The 18,100-nt window shown below is 64.1% G+C and carries 18 protein-coding genes and 1 pseudogene; 13 read left to right on the forward strand and 6 right to left on the reverse strand.

The window, feature by feature from the left end; translation table 11 throughout:
• Window positions 1-11: 11 nt before the first annotated feature.
• From M1P90_RS32690 to mraZ, 3 genes are read right to left on the reverse strand one after another with little or no spacing between them, the layout of a single operon-like run.
• A complete protein-coding gene (locus tag M1P90_RS32690; protein WP_483700029.1) occupies window positions 12-401 on the reverse strand; it encodes a hypothetical protein in 390 nt (129 codons plus the stop codon).
• Window positions 402-411: 10 nt separating this feature from the next.
• Window positions 412-1,356: a 16S rRNA (cytosine(1402)-N(4))-methyltransferase RsmH gene (gene rsmH / locus M1P90_RS32695; RefSeq protein ID WP_483700030.1), complete on the reverse strand. Its 945-nt coding sequence runs from the start codon at window positions 1,354-1,356 to the stop codon at window positions 412-414.
• Window positions 1,357-1,390: 34 nt separating this feature from the next.
• Window positions 1,391-1,822 carry a division/cell wall cluster transcriptional repressor MraZ gene (gene mraZ / locus M1P90_RS32700; RefSeq protein WP_483700031.1) on the reverse strand — a complete coding sequence of 144 codons (432 nt, stop codon included), beginning with the start codon at window positions 1,820-1,822 and terminating at the stop codon, window positions 1,391-1,393.
• A gap of 403 nt (window positions 1,823-2,225) precedes the next feature.
• On the opposite strand from mraZ, the gene moaC reads away from it, so the two are divergent.
• The gene (moaC, locus tag M1P90_RS32705; RefSeq protein WP_483700032.1) at window positions 2,226-2,720 is read left to right on the forward strand and encodes a cyclic pyranopterin monophosphate synthase MoaC; all 495 of its coding nucleotides are present in this window, start codon (window positions 2,226-2,228) and stop codon (window positions 2,718-2,720) included.
• A gap of 171 nt (window positions 2,721-2,891) precedes the next feature.
• Here the strand turns inward: moaC and M1P90_RS32710 are convergent, their stop codons facing one another.
• A complete protein-coding gene (locus M1P90_RS32710; protein ID WP_483700033.1) occupies window positions 2,892-3,335 on the reverse strand; it encodes a hypothetical protein in 444 nt (147 codons plus the stop codon).
• A 367-nt stretch (window positions 3,336-3,702) separates the two neighbouring features.
• Between M1P90_RS32710 and M1P90_RS32715 the strand changes: the two genes are divergently transcribed.
• The 11 genes and pseudogenes from M1P90_RS32715 to M1P90_RS32765 all read left to right on the forward strand — a co-directional run bounded on the left by M1P90_RS32715 (window position 3,703) and on the right by M1P90_RS32765 (window position 12,874).
• Complete coding sequence (locus M1P90_RS32715) at window positions 3,703-4,011, forward strand: hypothetical protein (RefSeq protein ID WP_483700034.1); 309 nt, start codon at window positions 3,703-3,705, stop codon at window positions 4,009-4,011.
• Between the two features lie 10 nt (window positions 4,012-4,021).
• Entirely contained in the window at window positions 4,022-4,240 is a 219-nt protein-coding gene (locus M1P90_RS32720; RefSeq protein ID WP_483700035.1) for a hypothetical protein, read from the forward strand.
• Between the two features lie 149 nt (window positions 4,241-4,389).
• On the forward strand, window positions 4,390-6,597 hold the full coding sequence (locus tag M1P90_RS32725; RefSeq protein WP_483700036.1) for a protein O-mannosyl-transferase family: 2,208 nt from the start codon (window positions 4,390-4,392) through the stop codon (window positions 6,595-6,597).
• 62 nt (window positions 6,598-6,659) lie between these two features.
• Complete coding sequence (pgsA, locus tag M1P90_RS32730; RefSeq protein ID WP_483700037.1) at window positions 6,660-7,328, forward strand: CDP-diacylglycerol--glycerol-3-phosphate 3-phosphatidyltransferase; 669 nt, start codon at window positions 6,660-6,662, stop codon at window positions 7,326-7,328.
• Between the two features lie 239 nt (window positions 7,329-7,567).
• Window positions 7,568-8,053: pseudogene (locus M1P90_RS32735) on the forward strand (MFS transporter); the annotation flags it as partial.
• Window positions 8,054-8,066: 13 nt separating this feature from the next.
• Window positions 8,067-8,555 (forward strand): MFS transporter, encoded by a 489-nt coding sequence (locus M1P90_RS32740; protein WP_483700038.1) that lies wholly within the window; start codon window positions 8,067-8,069, stop codon window positions 8,553-8,555.
• Window positions 8,556-8,573: 18 nt separating this feature from the next.
• Window positions 8,574-8,801: a PucC family protein gene (locus tag M1P90_RS32745; RefSeq protein WP_483704723.1), complete on the forward strand. Its 228-nt coding sequence runs from the start codon at window positions 8,574-8,576 to the stop codon at window positions 8,799-8,801.
• Between the two features lie 348 nt (window positions 8,802-9,149).
• Window positions 9,150-9,953 carry a tryptophan synthase subunit alpha gene (trpA, locus tag M1P90_RS32750; RefSeq protein ID WP_483700039.1) on the forward strand — a complete coding sequence of 268 codons (804 nt, stop codon included), beginning with the start codon at window positions 9,150-9,152 and terminating at the stop codon, window positions 9,951-9,953.
• A gap of 76 nt (window positions 9,954-10,029) precedes the next feature.
• Window positions 10,030-10,260 carry an Lrp/AsnC ligand binding domain-containing protein gene (locus M1P90_RS32755; protein WP_483700040.1) on the forward strand — a complete coding sequence of 77 codons (231 nt, stop codon included), beginning with the start codon at window positions 10,030-10,032 and terminating at the stop codon, window positions 10,258-10,260.
• Between the two features lie 91 nt (window positions 10,261-10,351).
• Window positions 10,352-11,467 (forward strand): citrate/2-methylcitrate synthase, encoded by a 1,116-nt coding sequence (locus M1P90_RS32760; RefSeq protein ID WP_483700041.1) that lies wholly within the window; start codon window positions 10,352-10,354, stop codon window positions 11,465-11,467.
• 267 nt (window positions 11,468-11,734) lie between these two features.
• Entirely contained in the window at window positions 11,735-12,874 is a 1,140-nt protein-coding gene (locus M1P90_RS32765; protein ID WP_483700042.1) for an acyl-CoA dehydrogenase, read from the forward strand.
• Between the two features lie 70 nt (window positions 12,875-12,944).
• On the opposite strand, the gene M1P90_RS32770 is transcribed toward M1P90_RS32765, so the two are convergent.
• Window positions 12,945-13,997: a hypothetical protein gene (locus tag M1P90_RS32770; protein ID WP_483700043.1), complete on the reverse strand. Its 1,053-nt coding sequence runs from the start codon at window positions 13,995-13,997 to the stop codon at window positions 12,945-12,947.
• 342 nt (window positions 13,998-14,339) lie between these two features.
• Here M1P90_RS32770 and M1P90_RS32775 point away from each other — a divergent pair, with 342 nt between their 5' ends.
• Window positions 14,340-14,894, forward strand: a complete 555-nt coding sequence (locus tag M1P90_RS32775; protein ID WP_483700044.1) for a hypothetical protein — start codon at window positions 14,340-14,342, stop codon at window positions 14,892-14,894.
• 201 nt (window positions 14,895-15,095) lie between these two features.
• Here M1P90_RS32775 and uvrA read toward each other — a convergent pair whose 3' ends face one another.
• Complete coding sequence (gene uvrA / locus M1P90_RS32780) at window positions 15,096-17,999, reverse strand: excinuclease ABC subunit UvrA (RefSeq protein ID WP_483700045.1); 2,904 nt, start codon at window positions 17,997-17,999, stop codon at window positions 15,096-15,098.
• Window positions 18,000-18,100 lie beyond the last annotated feature (101 nt).

Consider the following 18,100-nt stretch of genomic DNA (forward strand, 5'->3'; position numbering starts at 1 on the left):
AACCCATCGGGTTATCGGCTGGGCGCGTCCTCAGCGGGCGCGGCGGGTGCGGCGGGCGGCGCAATCGTGACGTAGCGAACCTGATCGGGCGTCATGGGCTGCATGTTCAGCGCCTTGGCGCGCTGCTCGATCTGCAGCAGCGATTGCGCCTCGGAAAGCTGAAGCTGCAACGCGCCATGCGTGCGCAGCAGCTCGCGCTGTTCGCGCTGCAGGTTCGCCAGCTCGTAGCCCTGGGTGGCGAGCCGCCCGGTCTGGCCAAGCGAGATCAGGCTAAGCAGGGCAAACACTACCGCCGCCGCGATCAGGTAGCGCCCGCCGTCGAGCTGAAGGTAGCGGGGCAGCTGGACGCGCCGCGCGCGCGCCTGCTCGATGGGGAAGAATTGACGGATGTTGACTGCCATGGTCGCCCTCTCAGTTCTCTTCGCTGGCCTTCGCCGCGATGCGGAGCTTGGCGCTCCGGCTGCGCGGGTTGCGGCGTGCCTCATCGTCCGAGGCTTCGATTGGCTTTTTGGTGATGATTGTCAGCTGGTTGCGCGGGCTGCCGCCATAGCCCGATTCGGCGCGAAAGAACAGCTTGACGATCCGATCCTCCAGTGAGTGAAACGAAATAACGGCCAGCCGCCCGCCCGGCTCGAGTAGCTCGGTGGCCTGCGGCAGCGCCGCTTCAAGGCTCCCGAGCTCGTTATTGACGGCGATGCGCAGCGCCTGAAAGGTGCGCGTTGCCGGGTGAATTTTGCCGTGCCGCCCGCCCAGCGCGTGTGCCACCAGCTCGGCCAGCTGCGCGGTGCTGGTGATGGCTGCCTTGCGCCGCGCTTCGGCAATGAAGCGGGCGACGCGCCGCGAGCCGCGCTCTTCGCCATACTGGTAGATGATGTCGGCCAGCTCGTCTTCCGGCGTTTCGTTCACCAGGTCGGCCGCGCTTGGCCCTTCGGTCGGGTCCAGCCGCATGTCGAGCGGCGCGTCGGCCGTGAACGAGAAACCGCGCTCGGGCGTATCGAGCTGGTGCGACGAAACGCCCAGGTCGAGCAGAATGCCGTCGACGGCGGTGAAGCCGTGCGCCTGCGCAATCGCCCCAATGTCGCGAAAATTGCCGTGCGCCAGGGTTGCGCGCTCGCCATACAGCCCTAGCCGCTGCCCGGCGGCCGCCAGCGCGGCCGGGTCGGTGTCGATGCCAAGCAGCCGCCCGTCGGGCGCGCTGGCCGCGAGTGTGGCGAAGGCATGGCCGCCGCCGCCCAGCGTGCCGTCGATATAGCGCCCGCCTGCGCGCGGCGCCAGGCCGCTGATAACTTCGTTCAGCAGCACCGGCACGTGGCGGAACTGCGGCTGGGAGCTGGCAGATTGCAGATCATCATTCATCGACGGCGTGCCATTCCATCTGCAATCGGCAGATTTATATTCCCAGCGCCGAAAGCTGCTCGGCGATTGCGCTCACGCTGGTGTCGAGCGAGTCGAGCACCTGTCCCCAGCGCTCCTGCGCCCAGATTTCAAAGTGCGTGCTCAGGCCCGCGACAATCACCTGATCGCCCAGGCCGGCGTATTCGCGTAAATTTTGTGGCAGCAGAATGCGCCCCTGCCGGTCGAGCGCCAGGTCGGCAGCGCCGGAAAACAGGTGCCGGCGCAGGTTGCGCGCCTCGGCCTGCCCAAGCGACAGCTCATTGACGCGGGTGGCAAGCTGCTCCCAGGCGTTGCGCGGGAAGCCCATGAGACAGCGATCGAAGCCGCGTGTGACGACCACACCATCGCCAAGCTCATCGCGAAAGCGCGACGGCACGGCCAGGCGCCCTTTGTCGTCCAGGTTGTGCTCGTACTCGCCAAGAAACACGGCCGCGCTCGCTTTTTGAATGAATTTAGAACAGAAGTTCTAATTATTCCCCACTTTGCCCCACATTCCCCCACAAGTTTGCACATTATATACCACCACCCCCACTTTTTCAATAGAAATTATGCGAATTTTAGGGAATGTCACAGTTTTGCCACCTACGAGCGCCGCTAGCATCAGCGATTGTTTGACGCAGCCCCAGCCAAGCCCTATAGTGCGGGCGAATAGCCTTTCGGAAATGATTGGCGCGGCAGGTGGCTGGCGGGAGCGTATGCACTACGCATTTCGCGCTATGATTCGTGAAACGTCGTGCGTAGTGCGTACATCTGGTGGCAAACGTGGCAGGGCTGTCGGCCACAAAAGTGGCCGACAGCCGCCGAAAGATCGTGCAGAATAAAGGAACACAATGAGCGAACTAACGCATCTGGATGCGGCGGGCCACGCGCATATGGTGGATGTTGGCGCGAAGGAGATCACGCAGCGCGAGGCGGTGGCGCGCGGCGCGGTGCTGATGCAGCCAGCCACGCTGCAACTGATTGTTGCGGGCGCGCTGCCCAAAGGCGATGTGCTTGCAGTGGCGCGGGTGGCGGGCATTATGGCGGCCAAGCGCACCGCCGAGATCATCCCGCTGTGCCACCCGCTGATGCTGACGCACGTGGCGGTGGAGCTGGCGCCCCAGCCGGCCAGCGATGGCGCGGCGCTGGCGGCCATTCTGGTGGAAGCGACCGTGCGCACGAATGGCAAAACCGGCGTTGAGATGGAAGCGCTGACGGCGGTGAGCGCGGCAGCACTCACGATCTATGATATGTGCAAGGTGGTTGACCGGGCCATGCGCATTAGCGATATTCGGGTGGCGCAGAAACGCGGGGGGAAAAGTGGGGAATGGATCCTGGAAGAGTGAGCGAATAAACGAAGGGCGTATTGCAATACGCCCAGACTAAACGGCGTATTGCAATACGCCCAGACCGAATGAGGGTCTGGGGTTTAGGGTTTTGAGATTGAACTTACAACCTGTGAACTTGTAACCTGCGAACCTGCGAACCGCAACCTGCAACCTGCAACCTGCAAACCGCTACGCTCCGCTGAGCCGCGCGCGGGCGCGCTCAAGCACTTTTTCGCGCGCGGCCCAGGCTGCGGCGGCGGCGGCGTGCGCGCCCTCGGCGGCCTGCACCTCGGCGGCAAGCTGCTCGACGGTGAACATCTGCTGGAGGGCATATTCCTCGGCGGCGGCGCGGCGCTCGCGCAGCACGGCCAGCTCGCGCTCAAGCAGCGGGTCGCGCGGGCCGGCCGGCTCGTCGGCCAGGTCGCGCAGGCGCTGCTCAACTTCTTCCAGCTCCCAGGCTGCGTCGCTGAGGGTGGCACGCGCCTGCTTGAGCGTGTCGCGGCGGGCGCGCTGCTGCCGCTCGTGGTCGGCGTGGGCGGCGCGGCCCAGCGCCAGCGCGCGCTCGACGCGCGCCAGGGTCTGCGCCCGGGCATCGGCGGCGGGGTTTGGTATGTGAATGGGTTTGGCTTCCATAGCATATACGACGAGCAGAATACCACGCTGTTGCAGCCGCCCATACCTGCATGCCATCAGCATACCACGCTCGCTGGCGCTGTGCATGGGGAAGGAGTCAGAAGCCAGGATTCAGGAGTCAGGAGGGGTGACAAGGTGAAGGGGTGAAAGGGTGAGCATAGAACCAAGAACCAAGAACCAAGAACCTGTAACTTTCAAACGTGTAACTCAAAGCCTTTGCGTTCTTTGCGCTCTCTGCGGTTAACAACTCATCGTCGGTCGTCGTTATATTTCGCGAACGTGTGTGCTGAAATCTATTGACAAGAACGCATGTTCTGGTATACTGAGAGCCAGCAACTCGTGATTAGAAACAGAAGGACGACGCGCGATGATTCAGCACATCAGCGCTGGCTCTCCCGCCTACGCGAGCGTTTTCGCGCGGGGCTGGGCATGGCTTGTGGCGCTCTGGCAGCGGTCCGAGCCGGTCGATGTTGTCGAGCAGCGCTTCAACTTCCTGCCGGATCGGTTTCGCTGGCGCGGCGACACGCGGCGCGTGCGGGCCGTGACGCGGGTGTGGGAGCGGCCTTCCGATGGTGTGCGTCCGGCGCGGCGCTATTTCGAAGTTCGGTGCGGGCAGGATCAAAACTTTGTGTTGTTTCAGGATGTGCAGATTGGCACCTGGCATATGAGCATGTAGGAGGATCGGTATGTACCTCGGGTGGTTCGACGACAACCCCAAGAAGTCGGCCTCGCTGAAGATTACGGAAGCAATCGACGCGTATATGGATCGCTTCAAGACGCGCCCGAACGTCGTGCTGGTGAACGAGGCCGATTGCGCCGAGATCAATGGCGTGAAGGTGCGGCCGGAAGGCTATATTCGGCGCAACAATTTCTGGGTGGGCTGGGAGGACGCGGCGCGTGTGTAGCGGGCCGCCACGGGCGCTCCACAACCGAAGATGATCGCGCGGGCACGGGCTCGCGCGATTTTTTTGCGCGCAATTTGACCCACCTGCGGCGCTCGGGTACAATCCGCCGTCGGTGGTGCGCCGCCCGCGCCGCCCACGACGAAACCACTATGAAACGACCTGCGCGCCTAACATTCCACCTTCTTCGCCAGCCCGCCGTGGCTGGCGCGCTGCTGTTTGTGCTGGCGCTGGCGCTGCGCCTGTATCGCCTGGGCGCGCAAAGCCTCTGGCTCGACGAGGGCGGCACCTGGGCCGAAGTGACGCAGCGCGGCTGGGGCGCATTGCTGCGCGACCTCGCCAGCCCGAACGCCGCCTATCCACTGTATCACCTCTTGCTCAAGGGCTGGGTTGGCCTGGCTGGCGACAGCGAGTGGGCGCTGCGATTCCCGTCGGCGCTGGCGGGCGCGGCGGGTGTGGTGGCGATCTTTTTCGCCGCGCGCGAGCTTGCCGGGGCGACGGACGACGGACGATCGAACGGGCGTATTGCAATACGCCCAGACACCAACCTGCAACCCCTCGCCGCCGCGCTTCTGTTTGCCGCCGCGCCCTTTGCGCTCTGGCAATCGCAGGATGCCAAAGCCTACAGCTTGCTGACGCTGATGGCCGCGCTGCTGGTGTGGGCGCTGCTGCGGGCGCTGCGCACCGCCGCCCCGCGCGACTGGCTCGTGCTTGCGGGCGTGGCGTGCGTGAGCCTGCTGGTGCACCGGCTGGCGCTGCTGGCGGTGCTGGCCGCGCTGCTGGTGCTTGTGCTGCTTTGGCCGTTTCGGCGCGCGGGCGTGGCTGGCGCGGCGCGCTGGCTGCTGCTGCTGGGCGTGGCGGCTGGCGCGCTGGCGGCGATTTATGGCGTGGCGCAAGCCGTCGGGGCCGAAAATCGCGGCGGCAGCGGGCATGTGCCGGCTGGCCCGCTTGCGGGCCTGTGGCTCTCGCTGGCGCACTTCGCGCTCGACCGGGGGAACATCGATGGCTGGCTGGGCGTGCCGCTCGTGGTCTGGGCGCTGCCCGCGCTGGCGCTGACGCTGTGGGGGTTCGTGCGGCTGGCGCGGGCGGCATGGCGTGGCAACCGGGCCGCGCTGGCGGCGCTGTGCATGTTTGCGGTGCCACTGCTCTTGTTTGCTGGCGCGCTGCTGGTGGTGCGCTTGTTCGAGTCGCGCTATGTCACGGTGGCATTCCCCGCCTGGGTGCTGGTGATCAGCGCGCCGCTCGGTGCGCGTGGCCCGGCGCAGGAGAAAACGTCGGCGCGGGCGGGCGGGCTGGGTGGCGTGCTGTGCGCGCTGGTGCTGGCGGTGAACGCGGCGGTGCTGTTTCAGCCCGAGCACGGCCTGTTTTCGGGCGCGGCGGTGAAGGAACAGTGGCGCGATGGCGTGGCAGCAATTGCGGCACGCGCGCACCCCGACGACCTGCTGATTGTGCATCCATACTATGTAATGCCGATGTGGCAGTACTATGCGCCGCGCGTCACGCCCGACCCGCTGCCGCAGCCGGCGACGTTTAACGTGCTGGGGCAGGGCGATTGCATGAACCAGCGCGTGCCAGTCGAGTGCTACCGCCGCGAGTATGAGAAGGACTTCGACGCGGCGGCGCGTGGGCATGCCCGCATGCTCATGCTGATTGCGCCCGAGCACGCCCGCACCATCGACCCACCCAAGACGCTGGCAGAACTGCAAGCCGAGTGGGACGCGAGCCCACATGCAGACCCGAATGCGAAGCCGCCCACCGAGCCAGACAAATATGGCGTGCTGGGTCTGCGCTTCCAGTTTGCCAGCAATCAGCGCACCTGGCCCTGCGGCGGCGATGTGTTTGTGGGCGTTGAAGTGATGTGCGCCAGCTTCCCGTCGCGCTATCAGGAAAAGGGCGCGGCCTCGATCCCGCAGCCAGCCGTGCCGCTGGTGGGCATTTTCGGCGGCGAGATCGGGCTGCGCGGCTACACGATCGCGCCGCTGGGTGGCGAATTGCGGCCCGGTGGGCATTTGCCGATCACGCTGTTCTGGGCAGCAGCAGCGCCACCCACGCGCGACTACACCATGTTCCTGCACCTGTGCCGCGATTGCAACGCGCCGCCGCTCGCGCAGGACGACCGCCGGCCGCTGGATGGTTATTTTCCAGCCGGGCAAACCACCACATGGAAAGTGAACGACCCCGTGCACGACGAGCGCAGCCTCGCGCTGCCCGCCGACCTGCCGCCCGGGCGCTACACCCTCTTGCTGGGCGTCTACCCCGCTGGCGACCCGGCCGAAAGTGCGCGCCTGCCGGTGCAGAGCGATGCGCCCGTGCGTGGTGGCACGCGCCTGGTGCTGGGCGAGGTCGCCATCGGCCCGTAGCTGAAACAAACCAACTTGATCGGGAGTATAATGCTCAAAGGCTCACCGACGAGGAGGTTCATGTGCTGGCTCGTAGCATCCCCAACTTGTTAGGCATTTTCCGCATTCTGACCACGCCGCTGCTGGTGTGGCTGATTCTGCTCGACACCAGCGCCGGCTACTATGGCGCGGTAGTTTTGCTGCTGGTGATGGCGATCAGCGATATTGCCGACGGCCCGCTGGCGCGCAGCATGGGCGTGGTGTCGCCGCTGGGCGTGTTTCTCGACACGATTTCCGACAAGATCTTTGTGGCCGGCGCGCTCATCCCCATGGTAGAAGGTGGCCTAATCTCGGGCTGGATCGCGCTGCTGGTGATCGTGCGCGACTTTGCGGTGTCGGGCCTGCGCTCGTTCGCCGCCGCCGAGGGCGAAGTCATTTCGGCGCGGCAGTATGGCAAGCAGAAGCTGGTGATCACCGTCACTGCGCTGGTCTGGTGCCTGCTGGCGGCGGCCTACAACGGCTCACGTGCGCCGATCTTCCAGGCCACGCCGGCCGACGCCAGCGGCCTGCAATGGCTGCTGTCATGGCTGTTCAGCCTGTGGCCGGTGCCAATGTTCCTGGCCGTGGTGTGGACTGCTTTCTCGGGTATTGAGTACTTCTGGAAAGCCTGGCCCTTGCTGAGCGGCAAGCTGGCCCCGGAAGTGCGCGCCGCGCCACCCGCAACCCCGCCGAGCAAATCAACGCCCAAGTAAGCTACGCCTACGGCAGCGCGCAAACGCGTCATGGTGCTCAGGCAGGAAGAACACAGAGCGGTATGCTCTTAACTCAGTGCTCTCCGTGTTCTCTGTGGCTCGTAAAATCTGTTCTTTGCTAGAACCACATCCAATGAAGGAGCACGGTATGGCCGAAGCGATTGCCCCTCCGCTGGCCGTTTCCGCGAGCCGCCCGCGCATGAGCGCCTGGCAGCTGGCCGCGCTGAGCCTGTACTGGTTTGGTAGCAGCGCACTGGACGGCCATCCTGATCACGCTGCTGCCGCTCCAGGCCGAGGCGATTGGCGGCGCCGACTTCAAAGGCCAGACACTGGCGAATATTCTCGCGATTGGCGCATTGCTTTCGATGGTGGTTGCCCCGCTGTTTGGCGCGTGGAGCGACCGCATCCGCACGCGCTGGGGGCGGCGCAAGCCCTTTCTGGTGGCGGGTACGCTGGGTAATGTGGTGGGCCTGATCGCGCTGGCATTCATCCCCAGCACGTCCGCCGCGCTCGTGCCCTACATCCTGGCCTATATGTGCATCAACCTGTTCAACAATCTCGCAACCGCGCCCTACTCGGCGCTCATCCCCGACGTGGTGCCAGCCGAGCAGCGCGGTGCGGCTAGCGGCTGGATGGGCCTGATGCAGATGCTTGGCAACTTCCTGGGCGGCATTACGGGGCTGCTGCTTGGCGCGCTGGGTGGCGTGCGCGGCGCGTACCTGGGCATCGCGGTACTCGATGCTGGCGACGGTGTTTACCGTGCGCGAGCCCGACCCAGGCGCGGTGCCGCCATTCCGCTGGGGCGAGTTTCTGCGGGGCCTGATCGCGCCGTTCCGCTCGCGCGATTTCAGCTGGGTGTTCTGGACGCGCTTTCTGGTGGTGATGGGCACCTTCACCGTGCAGGGTTTTATTCTCTACTATATGAAGGACGTGGTGGCGGGCGGCGCGGAAACGTACAACTATACGTTTTTCGGCATACCGCTGGCGAAGGATGCTGCCGGCGCGACCTCGTTCTTCATTCTGGCGCTGCTGGTGGGCGCAATCATTAGCTCGCTCGCGGCTGGCTCGCTTTCCGACCGCTACGGCCGCAAGCTGATGGTGTATATCAGCGGCGCGCTCCAGGCGCTGGTGGTGCTGGTGTATATCTTCACCGGCAACTTCGAAGTGGCCGTGCTGATGGGCATCGTCTTTGGGCTGGGCTACGGCGCGTACCAGGCGGTCGACTAGGCGCTGGCGAGTGATATTCTGCCAAGCGAAGACGACTACGCCAAAGACATGGGCGTGTGGCACGTGGCAATGACGCTGCCGCAGTCGATTGCGACGCCGATTGCCGGCCTGCTGCTCGACAACTTCAGCCGCGTCGGGCGGGCCTCGGGCCAGCCGACCCTGGGCTACACGGTGATCTTTGGCATCGCGTTTGTCTATTTCGTGCTTGGCACGGTGCTGGTGCGGCAGGTGCGCGGCGCGCGGTAGGGGCAGTAGGCAGTAGCCAGTGGGCAGCGGGCAGTTGGCAGTGGGCAGTGGGCAGTTTGCACGGGGCGAATTGCATACGCCTGTTGCAGCCGGGGCGTATTGCATACGTCTGTTGCAGCCGGGGCGTATTGCATACGTCTGTTGCAGCCGGGGCGTATTGCATACGTCTGTTGCAGCCGGGGCGTATTGCATTCGCCTGTTGCAGCCGGGGCGTATTGCATTCGCCTGTTCGTTCATCATTCGTCGTTCAATCCAAAATCTCCGTGTCTCTGTGTCTCTGTGGTAAAAAATCGGACGTCATTCGCCAACCTGAAAACCTTCCACCCTGTAACCCTTTACGGAGCCATAATGAGCCGAATTGCCGAAACTTTTGCCCGCATCAAAGCCGAGGGCCGCGCCGCCCTGATGCCCTACCTGATGATTGGCTACCCCGAGCGCGACTCGGCGCTGGAGCTTGCGCCCGCGCTTGAGGCTGCTGGCGGCGACCTGTTCGAGCTGGGCGTGCCGTTCTCCGACCCGCTGGCCGATGGCGCGACCGTGCAGCGCGCGGGCGAGCGGGCGCTGAAGAATGGCGTGAACCTGACGTTCTGCCTCGACAATGTGCGCGAGATGCGGCGGCGCGGCGTGCAGGCCCCGCTGGTGCTGATGGGCTACGTCAACCCGTTCATGCGCTACGGCCTGGCGAAATTCGTGCAGGATGCCGCCGCTGCTGGCGTGGATGGCCTGATCATTCCCGACCTGCCGCTGGAGGAAGCCGGCGAGTGCCACGCGCTCTGCCAGGCCGCCGGGCTCGATCTGGTCTTCCTGATCGCGCCAACCACCCCCGACGAGCGCATTGCCGCGATTGCCGAGCTGGCGAGCGGCTTTATCTACTGTGTGGCGCTGACGGGTGTGACGGGCGCGCGCCGTGAGCTGTGGCCGGGCCTGCCCGATTTCCTGGCACGCGTGCGCCGCCACACCGATGTGCCGCTGGTGGTGGGTTTTGGCATCAGCACGGCAGAACACGTGCGGCAGGTGGGCGAAATTGCCGACGGCGCGATTGTTGCCAGTGCCCTGATCGACCGGATGGAGCAATCGCCCGCCGACGTTGTCGCGACCGCAACAAGCTATCTGCGCGAGGTGCAGGGCGCCGAACCGGCTGTGAGCGGCTAGCCCTGTGCTATAATGGCGCTGTCGAAACCGCAATGGGGCGGTGCGCGGCGTCGCCCTACGGCCTGGGAGGAACACCATGCAGTCAAGGGCATATGTGCTGATCGAGGCGGAAGCCGGCCAGGTCGGCTCGATTCTTGAGCGGCTGCGCAGCGTGGCAGGTGTTGCGCGCGCCGACGCAGTGACTGGCCCGTACGATGTGATTGCGACGCTGGAAACGGACGAATCGCGCGAAATCGGCCGGCTGGTGATGAATGAAATCCACGGCGTGGCTGGCATCAAGCGCACGGTGACATGCCTCGCCATCTAAGCCGAGTTTGTGTTCAAGGGCGAAGGGCTGCGTTCTGAGTGCGCGCCCTTCGTTTTTTTGTATCGCCAGCAGCTGAAAGAAAGGGACAGCGATGGGCAAAGGACTTGAAGGCATTGTTGCGGCGGCAACCGCAATTAGCTACATCGATGGCATGAACGGCCGGCTTTTCTACCGCGGCATCGAGATCAACGAGCTGGCCGAAAAGTCGACATTCGAGGAAACCACCGCGCTCTTGTGGTATGGCAAGCTGCCGACGCAGAGCCAGTTCAGCAGCTTCCAGACCAAGTTCTGCAATAATCGCCAGATTCCCAACGAAATCCTTGCGCTGCTCATGTCGCTGCCCAAAAAAACCTCGCCCATGGAAGTGCTGCGCACCGCCGTCTCGGCGCTTTCGGCCTACGACCCCGACGACCTTGACAACACGCTGGAAGCGAACGTCCAGAAGTCCATTCGCCTCACGGCCTCGATGCCAACGATTGTGGCGGCCTGGGATCGCATTCGCAAGGGCCAGTGGCCCATCCTGCCCAGCACCACGCTGAGCCACGCGGCCAACTTCCTGTACATGCTCACCGGCAAAGAGCCGCCCGAAACCGCTGCCCAAGTGCTCGATACCTGCCTCATCCTGCATGCCGACCACGGCCTGAACGCCTCGACCTTCTCGGCGCGCATCACCGCCTCGACGCTTTCCGACCTCCACTCGGCCATCACGTCCGCGATTGGCACGCTCAAAGGCCCGCTTCACGGCGGCGCGAATGAGCAGGTGATGCACATGCTCCGCGAGATCGGCCAGGTCGACCGGGTCGATCAGTATATTCGCGGCGCGATCAATGCCAAGAAGAAAATCATGGGCTTCGGGCACCGTGTCTACAAGGCCGACGACCCGCGCGCCGCGTGGTTGCAGCGCCTGTCGCGCGACCTGGCCGAGTCGTCGGGCACGCGCAAGTGGTACGACATGTCTGAGCGCATTCGTGTGCTGGTGCAGGAAGCCAAGCCGCTGCCAGTGAACGTCGATTTCTACTCGGCCTCGGTCTACTACACGCTGGGCATTCCGATCGACCTGTTCACGCCGATCTTTGCGATCAGCCGCGTGGCGGGCTGGACGGCCCACGTCTACGAGCAATATAGCGACAATCGCCTGATTCGCCCCGAGTCGGAGTATATTGGCCCGATGGACGTGCACTACGAGCCAATCGAGAGCCGCCGCTAGTTCGAACAAGGAAAATAAGGCGATTGCCACGAAGACTCAAAGACTCGAAGGGCTTCAGAATACTATAAAATCTTGGTGTCTTTGAGTCTTTGTGGCTATTTATAAGGTATTGTCGTTAGATCGCCTTCATTAGCCCAGCAAACCAGCGCCCGCCGCGATGCAACCGTCGCGGCGGGCGCGTGTGCTATCATGGCGGGCGGCGGCGCTGTAACTTGCTGCCGCTATGCTTCTGGCAGAATCAACGATGGCTACAAGGAGGTGCCTCCCATGAATTTTGCCCCCACCGAAGATCACGAAATGCTGCGCCAGGCCGTGCGCGATTTCGCTGAGAAAGAAGCCAAACCCACCGTTGCCGCGCGCGACGAGCATATGGAATGGCCCGCCGACCTGGTGAAGAAAATGGGCCAGCTGGGCTTTCTGGGCGTGGCCGTGAGCGAAGACTACGGCGGCGCGGCGCTCGACTACATTTCCTACGCGATTGTGATCGAAGAGCTCTCGCGCGTGGATGCCTCGCTCGGCGTGATCGCCTCGGTCAACAACTCGCTGGTGTGCTACGGGCTGGAGAAGTTCGGCACTGAGGAGCAGAAGCGCGAGCTGCTGGTGCCGCTGGCCTCGGGCCGCGCGCTGGGTGCGTTCTCGCTTTCCGAGCCCGGCGCTGGCTCAGACGCGGCTGCGCAGAAAACCACGGCCGTGCGCGACGGCGACGAGTATGTGATCAATGGCGTGAAGAACTGGGTAACGAATGGCGACCACGCTGACACGATCATTCTCATGGCCATGACCGACCCGTCGCAGGGCGTGCGCGGCATCAGCGCCTTCCTGATCGACACGCACGCGCCCGGCTGCAGCGTGGTGAAGGTCGAGAACAAGCTGGGCATCCGCAGCGCGCATTCGTGCCAGATGGCCTACGACAACTACCGCGTGCCGGCGTGGCGGCGGCTAGGCGCCGAGGGCCAGGGCTTCAAAATCGCCATGACGATCCTGAATGCGGGCCGGATCGGCATTGCCGCACAGGCGCTTGGCATTGCGCAGGGCGCCTACGAGGCCGCGCTTGAGTACGCCAAGCTGCGCGAGCAGTTCGGCAAGCCGATCCTTGATTTCCAGGCGGTGGGCTTCACGCTGGCCGACATGGCAACGCGCATCAAGGCTGCGCGCCTGCTGACCTACGAGGCGGCCTGGCGCAAGGACAACCATCTCGATTACATCAAGGATGCCTCGATGGCCAAGCTCTACGCATCTGAGACGGCCATGTGGACGGCAACCAAGGCAATTCAGGTGCATGGCTCGAATGGCTACTCGAAGGAGTACCCCGTCGAGCGCTTTTTCCGCGATGCCAAGATCACCGAGATCTACGAGGGCACCAGCGAGATCCAGCGCCTGGTGATTTCGCGTGAGATTGCGCGCTAGCGCGCCCACGTTTCACAGCCAACAAGAAAGGACGAACCACACGGTTCGCCCTTTCTTGTTTTGCTCCTGATTAGAGGCAGACCGGCGGGCAGAGCGCCCCAACCACAGTTGGGATGACTGGCGGCGGCGGCTCGGCTGTGGGCGGCTCGGCTGTGGGCGGCTCGGCTGTGGGCGGCTCGGCCGTCGGCGGGTCGGTCGGCTTGGGCTCGGCCGTCGGCGGGTCGGTCGGCTTGGGCTCGGCCGTCGGCGGGTCGGTCGGCTTGGGCTCGGCCGTCGGCGGGTCGGTCGGCACTGGCGTACTCGTTGGGCGCGGTGTGCGCGTTGGCCGTGGCGTGTTCGTCGGCTCGGGCGTGCTGGTGGGTGGCACCGGCGTGTCGGTTGGCGGCACTGGTGTGTTTGTTGGAATGGGCGTCTTGGTTGGCGGCGTTACACTGGTGGCACTGGGCACGGCCGTCCTGGTCGCGCTCGGCACGGGCGTGCTGCTTGCGCCTGGCACAGCCGTGCGCGTGGCGCTTGGCACTGGCGTGCGCGTGGCACTCGGTTCAGGCGCGCCATTGATTGGGGGCGTGGTTGCGCCCGGCTGCCCGGCAGCTGCGGTGGGGCGGCGACCGCCGCCACCACCGCCCGAAGCAGTGGTTGGCGCTGCGTCTACTGGCGCAACCGGCGCATTTGCCCCGCTGCCAGCATCATCGGCCGGAACCGCGCCCGCGTTAGGAATCGGCGTGCCAAAGCGATTGGTTGGCACCGTGCCACCCGAACGCGGTGTTGGGCTGCTGGCAGCCTGCGGCCGCAGCACGGTGGGCTCGACGGCAAGCTGCACGATGTCGCTGCCCGCCCCCGCCTCGGCGGCAATGTAGGCTGTGGCTGTTGGCTCAGCAGCTTCGGTCGGATCGTCGAACAGCGAGTCTGCCAGATTGCCGCGCTGCGGATCGTAGGCCAGCAGCGCCGGGTCGAGCAGATCGCTTCCGCCATTGCTCGAGCTGCCGCCGCCAAACAGTGGCGAGTAGCCGCCCGACGCCAGCAGGCTGATATTCGGTGTTACCAGTTCGAGCAGCCCAATCGTTGCCAGAACAACAAGAACACAGGCAGTGATAATAATGCCAATTCGCTGATTTCGATACACGGAAACTCCCTCTCTGCGAGGCAAGTGGTGGTTGCGGGTGTGCGGGCGCCTCGATATACTCTTTTCAGGGCTTGAAGCTTACATGGGAATCTGTGTGCGTTCGGCCTCTTCAAACGTGCTGCTGGCGAACCAGGCAAAACGAGGCGCTGTTTTGTACACTCACACGGTTCTTGAGCAAGCTCTCCCTGTAAGATCACAGCCTACCCGATCCTTATAGGTGATTGGTGAGTCTTATGCTGATACGGAGATATCAATATTGTCATTTGATCGTAGTACAATAGCCTTGCAAGGCCAAATAAACCTCATTCTAAAATATAACAGTTTGTTCATCCGGGGTGAACTGTGGCGCAACTGCCGAAATACTGGCTTGTCACCGTGCCAGCAAGTCTCGTTCTTGCGTGCCTGCTGCTGAGCGTGTTTTCGTGGTCAGAAACGCCGGCACAGCGGCGCCAGCAGGCAATGCAGCGCTGGCAGGCACGGCCATTCACAAATTACCGAATTACCATTCGTGTGGAGTATGGCGGCAATGCCTGCACGCAAGAGCTGGAAACGGCGGGCGAACAGCTCAACCGTGTGGTGGCAAACAGCTGCCGGGTTTCGTGGATTGGGATGACGACAGTGATGCGCCTGTTCGAGGTGAGTGCGCTGCTCGACAGGCCAACGCCGTGCTATACACAGGCCCAGGCATGTTCCTGCCTGCGGGTGCTTCAGCAGCCCATCGCCTACGACGCGAGCCTGGGCTACCCTGCAACGATTATCTACCAGCGCGCGGTGCAGCCAAACTACGGCGACATGGCCTACTGGCGGCGGCTCTGGCAGACGCGGCGCGTGCCAAACTGCGGCCCCACCAACTACGACGTGACCGTCAGCGTGCTGTCGATTCAGCCGCTGTTCTAGAGCCACTACCTTTTAAATAACCACCAAGGCACGAAGGCACCAAGATTTTAGTGCATTCTGAAGCCCTTGGTGTCTTGGTGTCTTGGTGGTAAACGTTCCCGGCATGCTACGTGGAAGGCATTGCTTCTAGAGCAGTAGGCTGCACGCCAATACAGCATAGTTTCCTGCCAACTGCTACGGGTTCAGAAAAATGCAATCGCCTTACAGCAGCGGGCGCAGAAATGTGCCGGTGTACGAGCCTTCCGCCGCCGCGATCTGCTCGGGCGTGCCGGTCGCCACCACCTGCCCGCCGCCGTCGCCGCCTTCCGGTCCCATATCCACGATCCAGTCGGCGCTTTTGATTACGTCGAGGTTGTGCTCGATCACCAGCACGGTGTTGCCCGAATCGACCAGGCGCTGTAATACCTGCAAGAGCCGCTCGATATCCGCGAAATGCAGGCCAGTGGTTGGCTCGTCGAGGATGTAGAGCGTGCGCCCGGTGGCGCGGCGCGCCAGCTCGGTGGCGAGCTTGATGCGCTGCGCTTCGCCGCCCGAAAGCGTGGTGGCCGATTGCCCGAGCCGCACATAGCCCAGGCCCACATCCACCAGCGTTTGCAGCTTCTCGCGGATGGCCGGCACGCGGTCGAAAAATGCCAGCGCTTCTTCCACCGTGAAATCAAGTATTTCAGCGATGTTCTTCCCGCGATACAGAATATCGAGCGTTTCGCGATTGTAGCGCGCCCCGCCGCAAACCTCGCACGGCACAAACAGGTCCGGCAGGAACTGCATTTCGATCTGCATCAGGCCCTCGCCATTGCAGTGCTCGCAGCGCCCACCCTTCACATTGAACGAGAAGCGGCTGGCGTCGTAGCCGCGCGCGCGCGCCTCGGGTACCTGCGCAAACAGCTGGCGAATCGGGTCGAAGGCCTTGGTGTAGGTAGCCGGGTTCGAGCGCGGCGTGCGGCCAATTGGCGACTGGTCGATGTCGATGACTTTGTCGAGGTTTTCGATGCCATAGATCATGTCGTGCGCGCCAGCGCGCTGGCGGGCGTTGTAGAGCGTTTGCGCGAGGCGCGGGTAGAGCGTGTCGGTGATCAGCGTCGACTTGCCCGAGCCGCTTACGCCGGTGATGCAGATCAGCGTGCCAAGCGGCAGCGCCACTTCGACATTCTTGAGGTTGTGCGCCCGCGCGCCTTTGATCGTCAGGCGCTTGCCACTGCCGCGCCGCCGCCGCTTTGGCACCGGGATGCGCCGCCGCCCGCTCAGGAACTGCCCGGTGATCGAGCGCGGCTCGGCAATAATCGTCTCAATCGGCCCGCTGGCGATCAGCTCGCCGCCGTGCTCGCCCGCGCCCGGCCCAATATCCACCAGCCAGTCGGCGGCGCGAATCGTGTCTTCGTCGTGCTCGACGATCAGCACGGTGTTGCCGAGGTCGCGCAGGCGCTGGATGGTGCCGAGCAGGCGGTGGTGGTCGCGCGGGTGCAGGCCAATGCTCGGCTCGTCGAGGATGTACAGCACGCCCATCAGGCCCGCACCGATCTGCGTGGCCAGGCGAATGCGCTGCGACTCGCCACCCGAAAGCGTTGCGGCGGTGCGGTCGAGCGTCAGGTAGCCCAGACCCACATCCACCAGAAAGGCCAGACGCGCCCCTACTTCTTTGAGAATTGGCGTGGCGATCATACGCTCGCGCGCGCTCATGGCGGCAGCGCCATCGTCGAGCGGTCGCTCATCCAGCAGTGTTTCCGCCCACACGCGCCCTTCGGCCACCGGCAGCGCCGATACCTGCGCAATATTGCGGCCCTGCACCGTCACGCCCAGCACCTCGGGCCGCAGCCGCGCGCCATTGCAGGTGCCGCACACACGCGGCGTCATATACTGGTCGATGTCGGCCTTTTCGGTCTCGTCGGTCGCTTCGTCCAGGCGGCGGCGCAGGCTCGGCACCACGCCCTCGAACGGGCCGTTGATTACGCGATCTTCGCCGCGCAGGTGGTAGCGCAGCGGCATGATGTCGCCGTTCGAGCCGTACAGGATGGTGCCGATCACATCGGCGGAAAGGTCGCGCACAGGCGTTTGCGTGGAAAAGCCCATATGCGCCGCCAGTGACTCCAGAATGTCGTCGAAGTAGCGGCGCTGGTTGCGGTTCATGCGACCCCACGGCACAATCGCGCCTTCGGCCAGCGAGAGTGCGCGGTCGGGCAGCACAAGGTCGGGGTCGATCTCGCGGATCACGCCCAGGCCGCCGCAGGTCGGGCACGCGCCGTTGGGGTTGTTGAACGAGAAGTCGCGCGGTTCCAGGCTGCCCAGACTGATCGGGCCGTGCACCGGGCAGGCGTAATTCTGCGAGAACGTTAGTTCCTGCGCGGGCGGGCCGACGATCTGCACGGTCATCATGCCGCTGCCGATTTTCAGCGCGGTTTCAACCGAATCGGCCACGCGAATGCGGTCAGGGTGCTCGGCGGCGCTGGGGCGTTGGGCGTCGCTCGCCGGGTTGCGAATCACCAGGCGGTCGACCACCACTTCGATGGTGTGGGTTTTGTATTTTTCGAGCTTGATCTCTTCGTCGAGGTCGCGCACGGCCCCATCGATGCGCACGCGCACAAAACCGCCGCGCCGCGCATCTTCCAGCACTTTCTGGTGCTCGCCTTTTTTGTCGCGCACCACCGGGGCCATCAGCAGCAGACGCGAATTTTCTGGCAGCGCCAGCACCGCGTCGACCATCTGCTGGGCGGTCTGGCGCTCCAGCGGGCGGCCATCGATCGGGCAGTGCGGGTGGCCGATGCGCGCATACAAGAGGCGCAGGTAGTCGTAAATCTCGGTGACGGTGCCGACCGTCGAGCGCGGATTGCGGGTGTTGCCCTTCTGGTCAATCGCAATTGCCGGCGAAAGGCCGTCGATCGCATCGACATCGGGTTTGTCGAGCTGGCCGAGGAACTGGCGCGCATACACCGAGAGCGACTCGACGTAGCGGCGCTGGCCTTCGGCAAAAATCGTGTCGAACGCCAGCGTCGATTTCCCCGACCCCGAAAGCCCGGTGATGACAACCAGCTTGTCGCGCGGGATGGTGACGTCGATGTTCTTCAGGTTATGTTCGCGTGCGCCGCGCACAATGATCTGGTCGCCGGGCATTGTGGGGTTGCTCTTTCCATCTGCAAGGGTGCCACAAAGGCCGAATCGTAGCACAGGTTGGCCGTGCCGACAAATATGAAGCCCCGATTCAGAAAGCATTG

The organism is Kouleothrix sp. 19917, from assembly GCF_057073505.1.

Excerpts from the sequence above, each read along its gene's own strand:
- M1P90_RS32690 (WP_483700029.1), bottom strand. The coding sequence starts at position 401 with ATGGCAGTCAACATCCGTCAATTCTTCCCCATCGAGCAGGCGCGCGCG.
- rsmH (WP_483700030.1), bottom strand. The coding sequence starts at position 1,356 with ATGAATGATGATCTGCAATCTGCCAGCTCCCAGCCGCAGTTCCGCCAC.
- moaC (WP_483700032.1), top strand. The coding sequence starts at position 2,226 with ATGAGCGAACTAACGCATCTGGATGCGGCGGGCCACGCGCATATGGTG.
- M1P90_RS32710 (WP_483700033.1), bottom strand. The coding sequence starts at position 3,335 with ATGGAAGCCAAACCCATTCACATACCAAACCCCGCCGCCGATGCCCGG.
- M1P90_RS32715 (WP_483700034.1), top strand. The coding sequence starts at position 3,703 with ATGATTCAGCACATCAGCGCTGGCTCTCCCGCCTACGCGAGCGTTTTC.
- M1P90_RS32720 (WP_483700035.1), top strand. The coding sequence starts at position 4,022 with ATGTACCTCGGGTGGTTCGACGACAACCCCAAGAAGTCGGCCTCGCTG.
- M1P90_RS32725 (WP_483700036.1), top strand. The coding sequence starts at position 4,390 with ATGAAACGACCTGCGCGCCTAACATTCCACCTTCTTCGCCAGCCCGCC.
- M1P90_RS32740 (WP_483700038.1), top strand. The coding sequence starts at position 8,067 with ATGCTGGCGACGGTGTTTACCGTGCGCGAGCCCGACCCAGGCGCGGTG.
- trpA (WP_483700039.1), top strand. The coding sequence starts at position 9,150 with ATGAGCCGAATTGCCGAAACTTTTGCCCGCATCAAAGCCGAGGGCCGC.
- M1P90_RS32755 (WP_483700040.1), top strand. The coding sequence starts at position 10,030 with ATGCAGTCAAGGGCATATGTGCTGATCGAGGCGGAAGCCGGCCAGGTC.
- M1P90_RS32760 (WP_483700041.1), top strand. The coding sequence starts at position 10,352 with ATGGGCAAAGGACTTGAAGGCATTGTTGCGGCGGCAACCGCAATTAGC.
- M1P90_RS32765 (WP_483700042.1), top strand. The coding sequence starts at position 11,735 with ATGAATTTTGCCCCCACCGAAGATCACGAAATGCTGCGCCAGGCCGTG.
- uvrA (WP_483700045.1), bottom strand. The coding sequence starts at position 17,999 with ATGCCCGGCGACCAGATCATTGTGCGCGGCGCACGCGAACATAACCTG.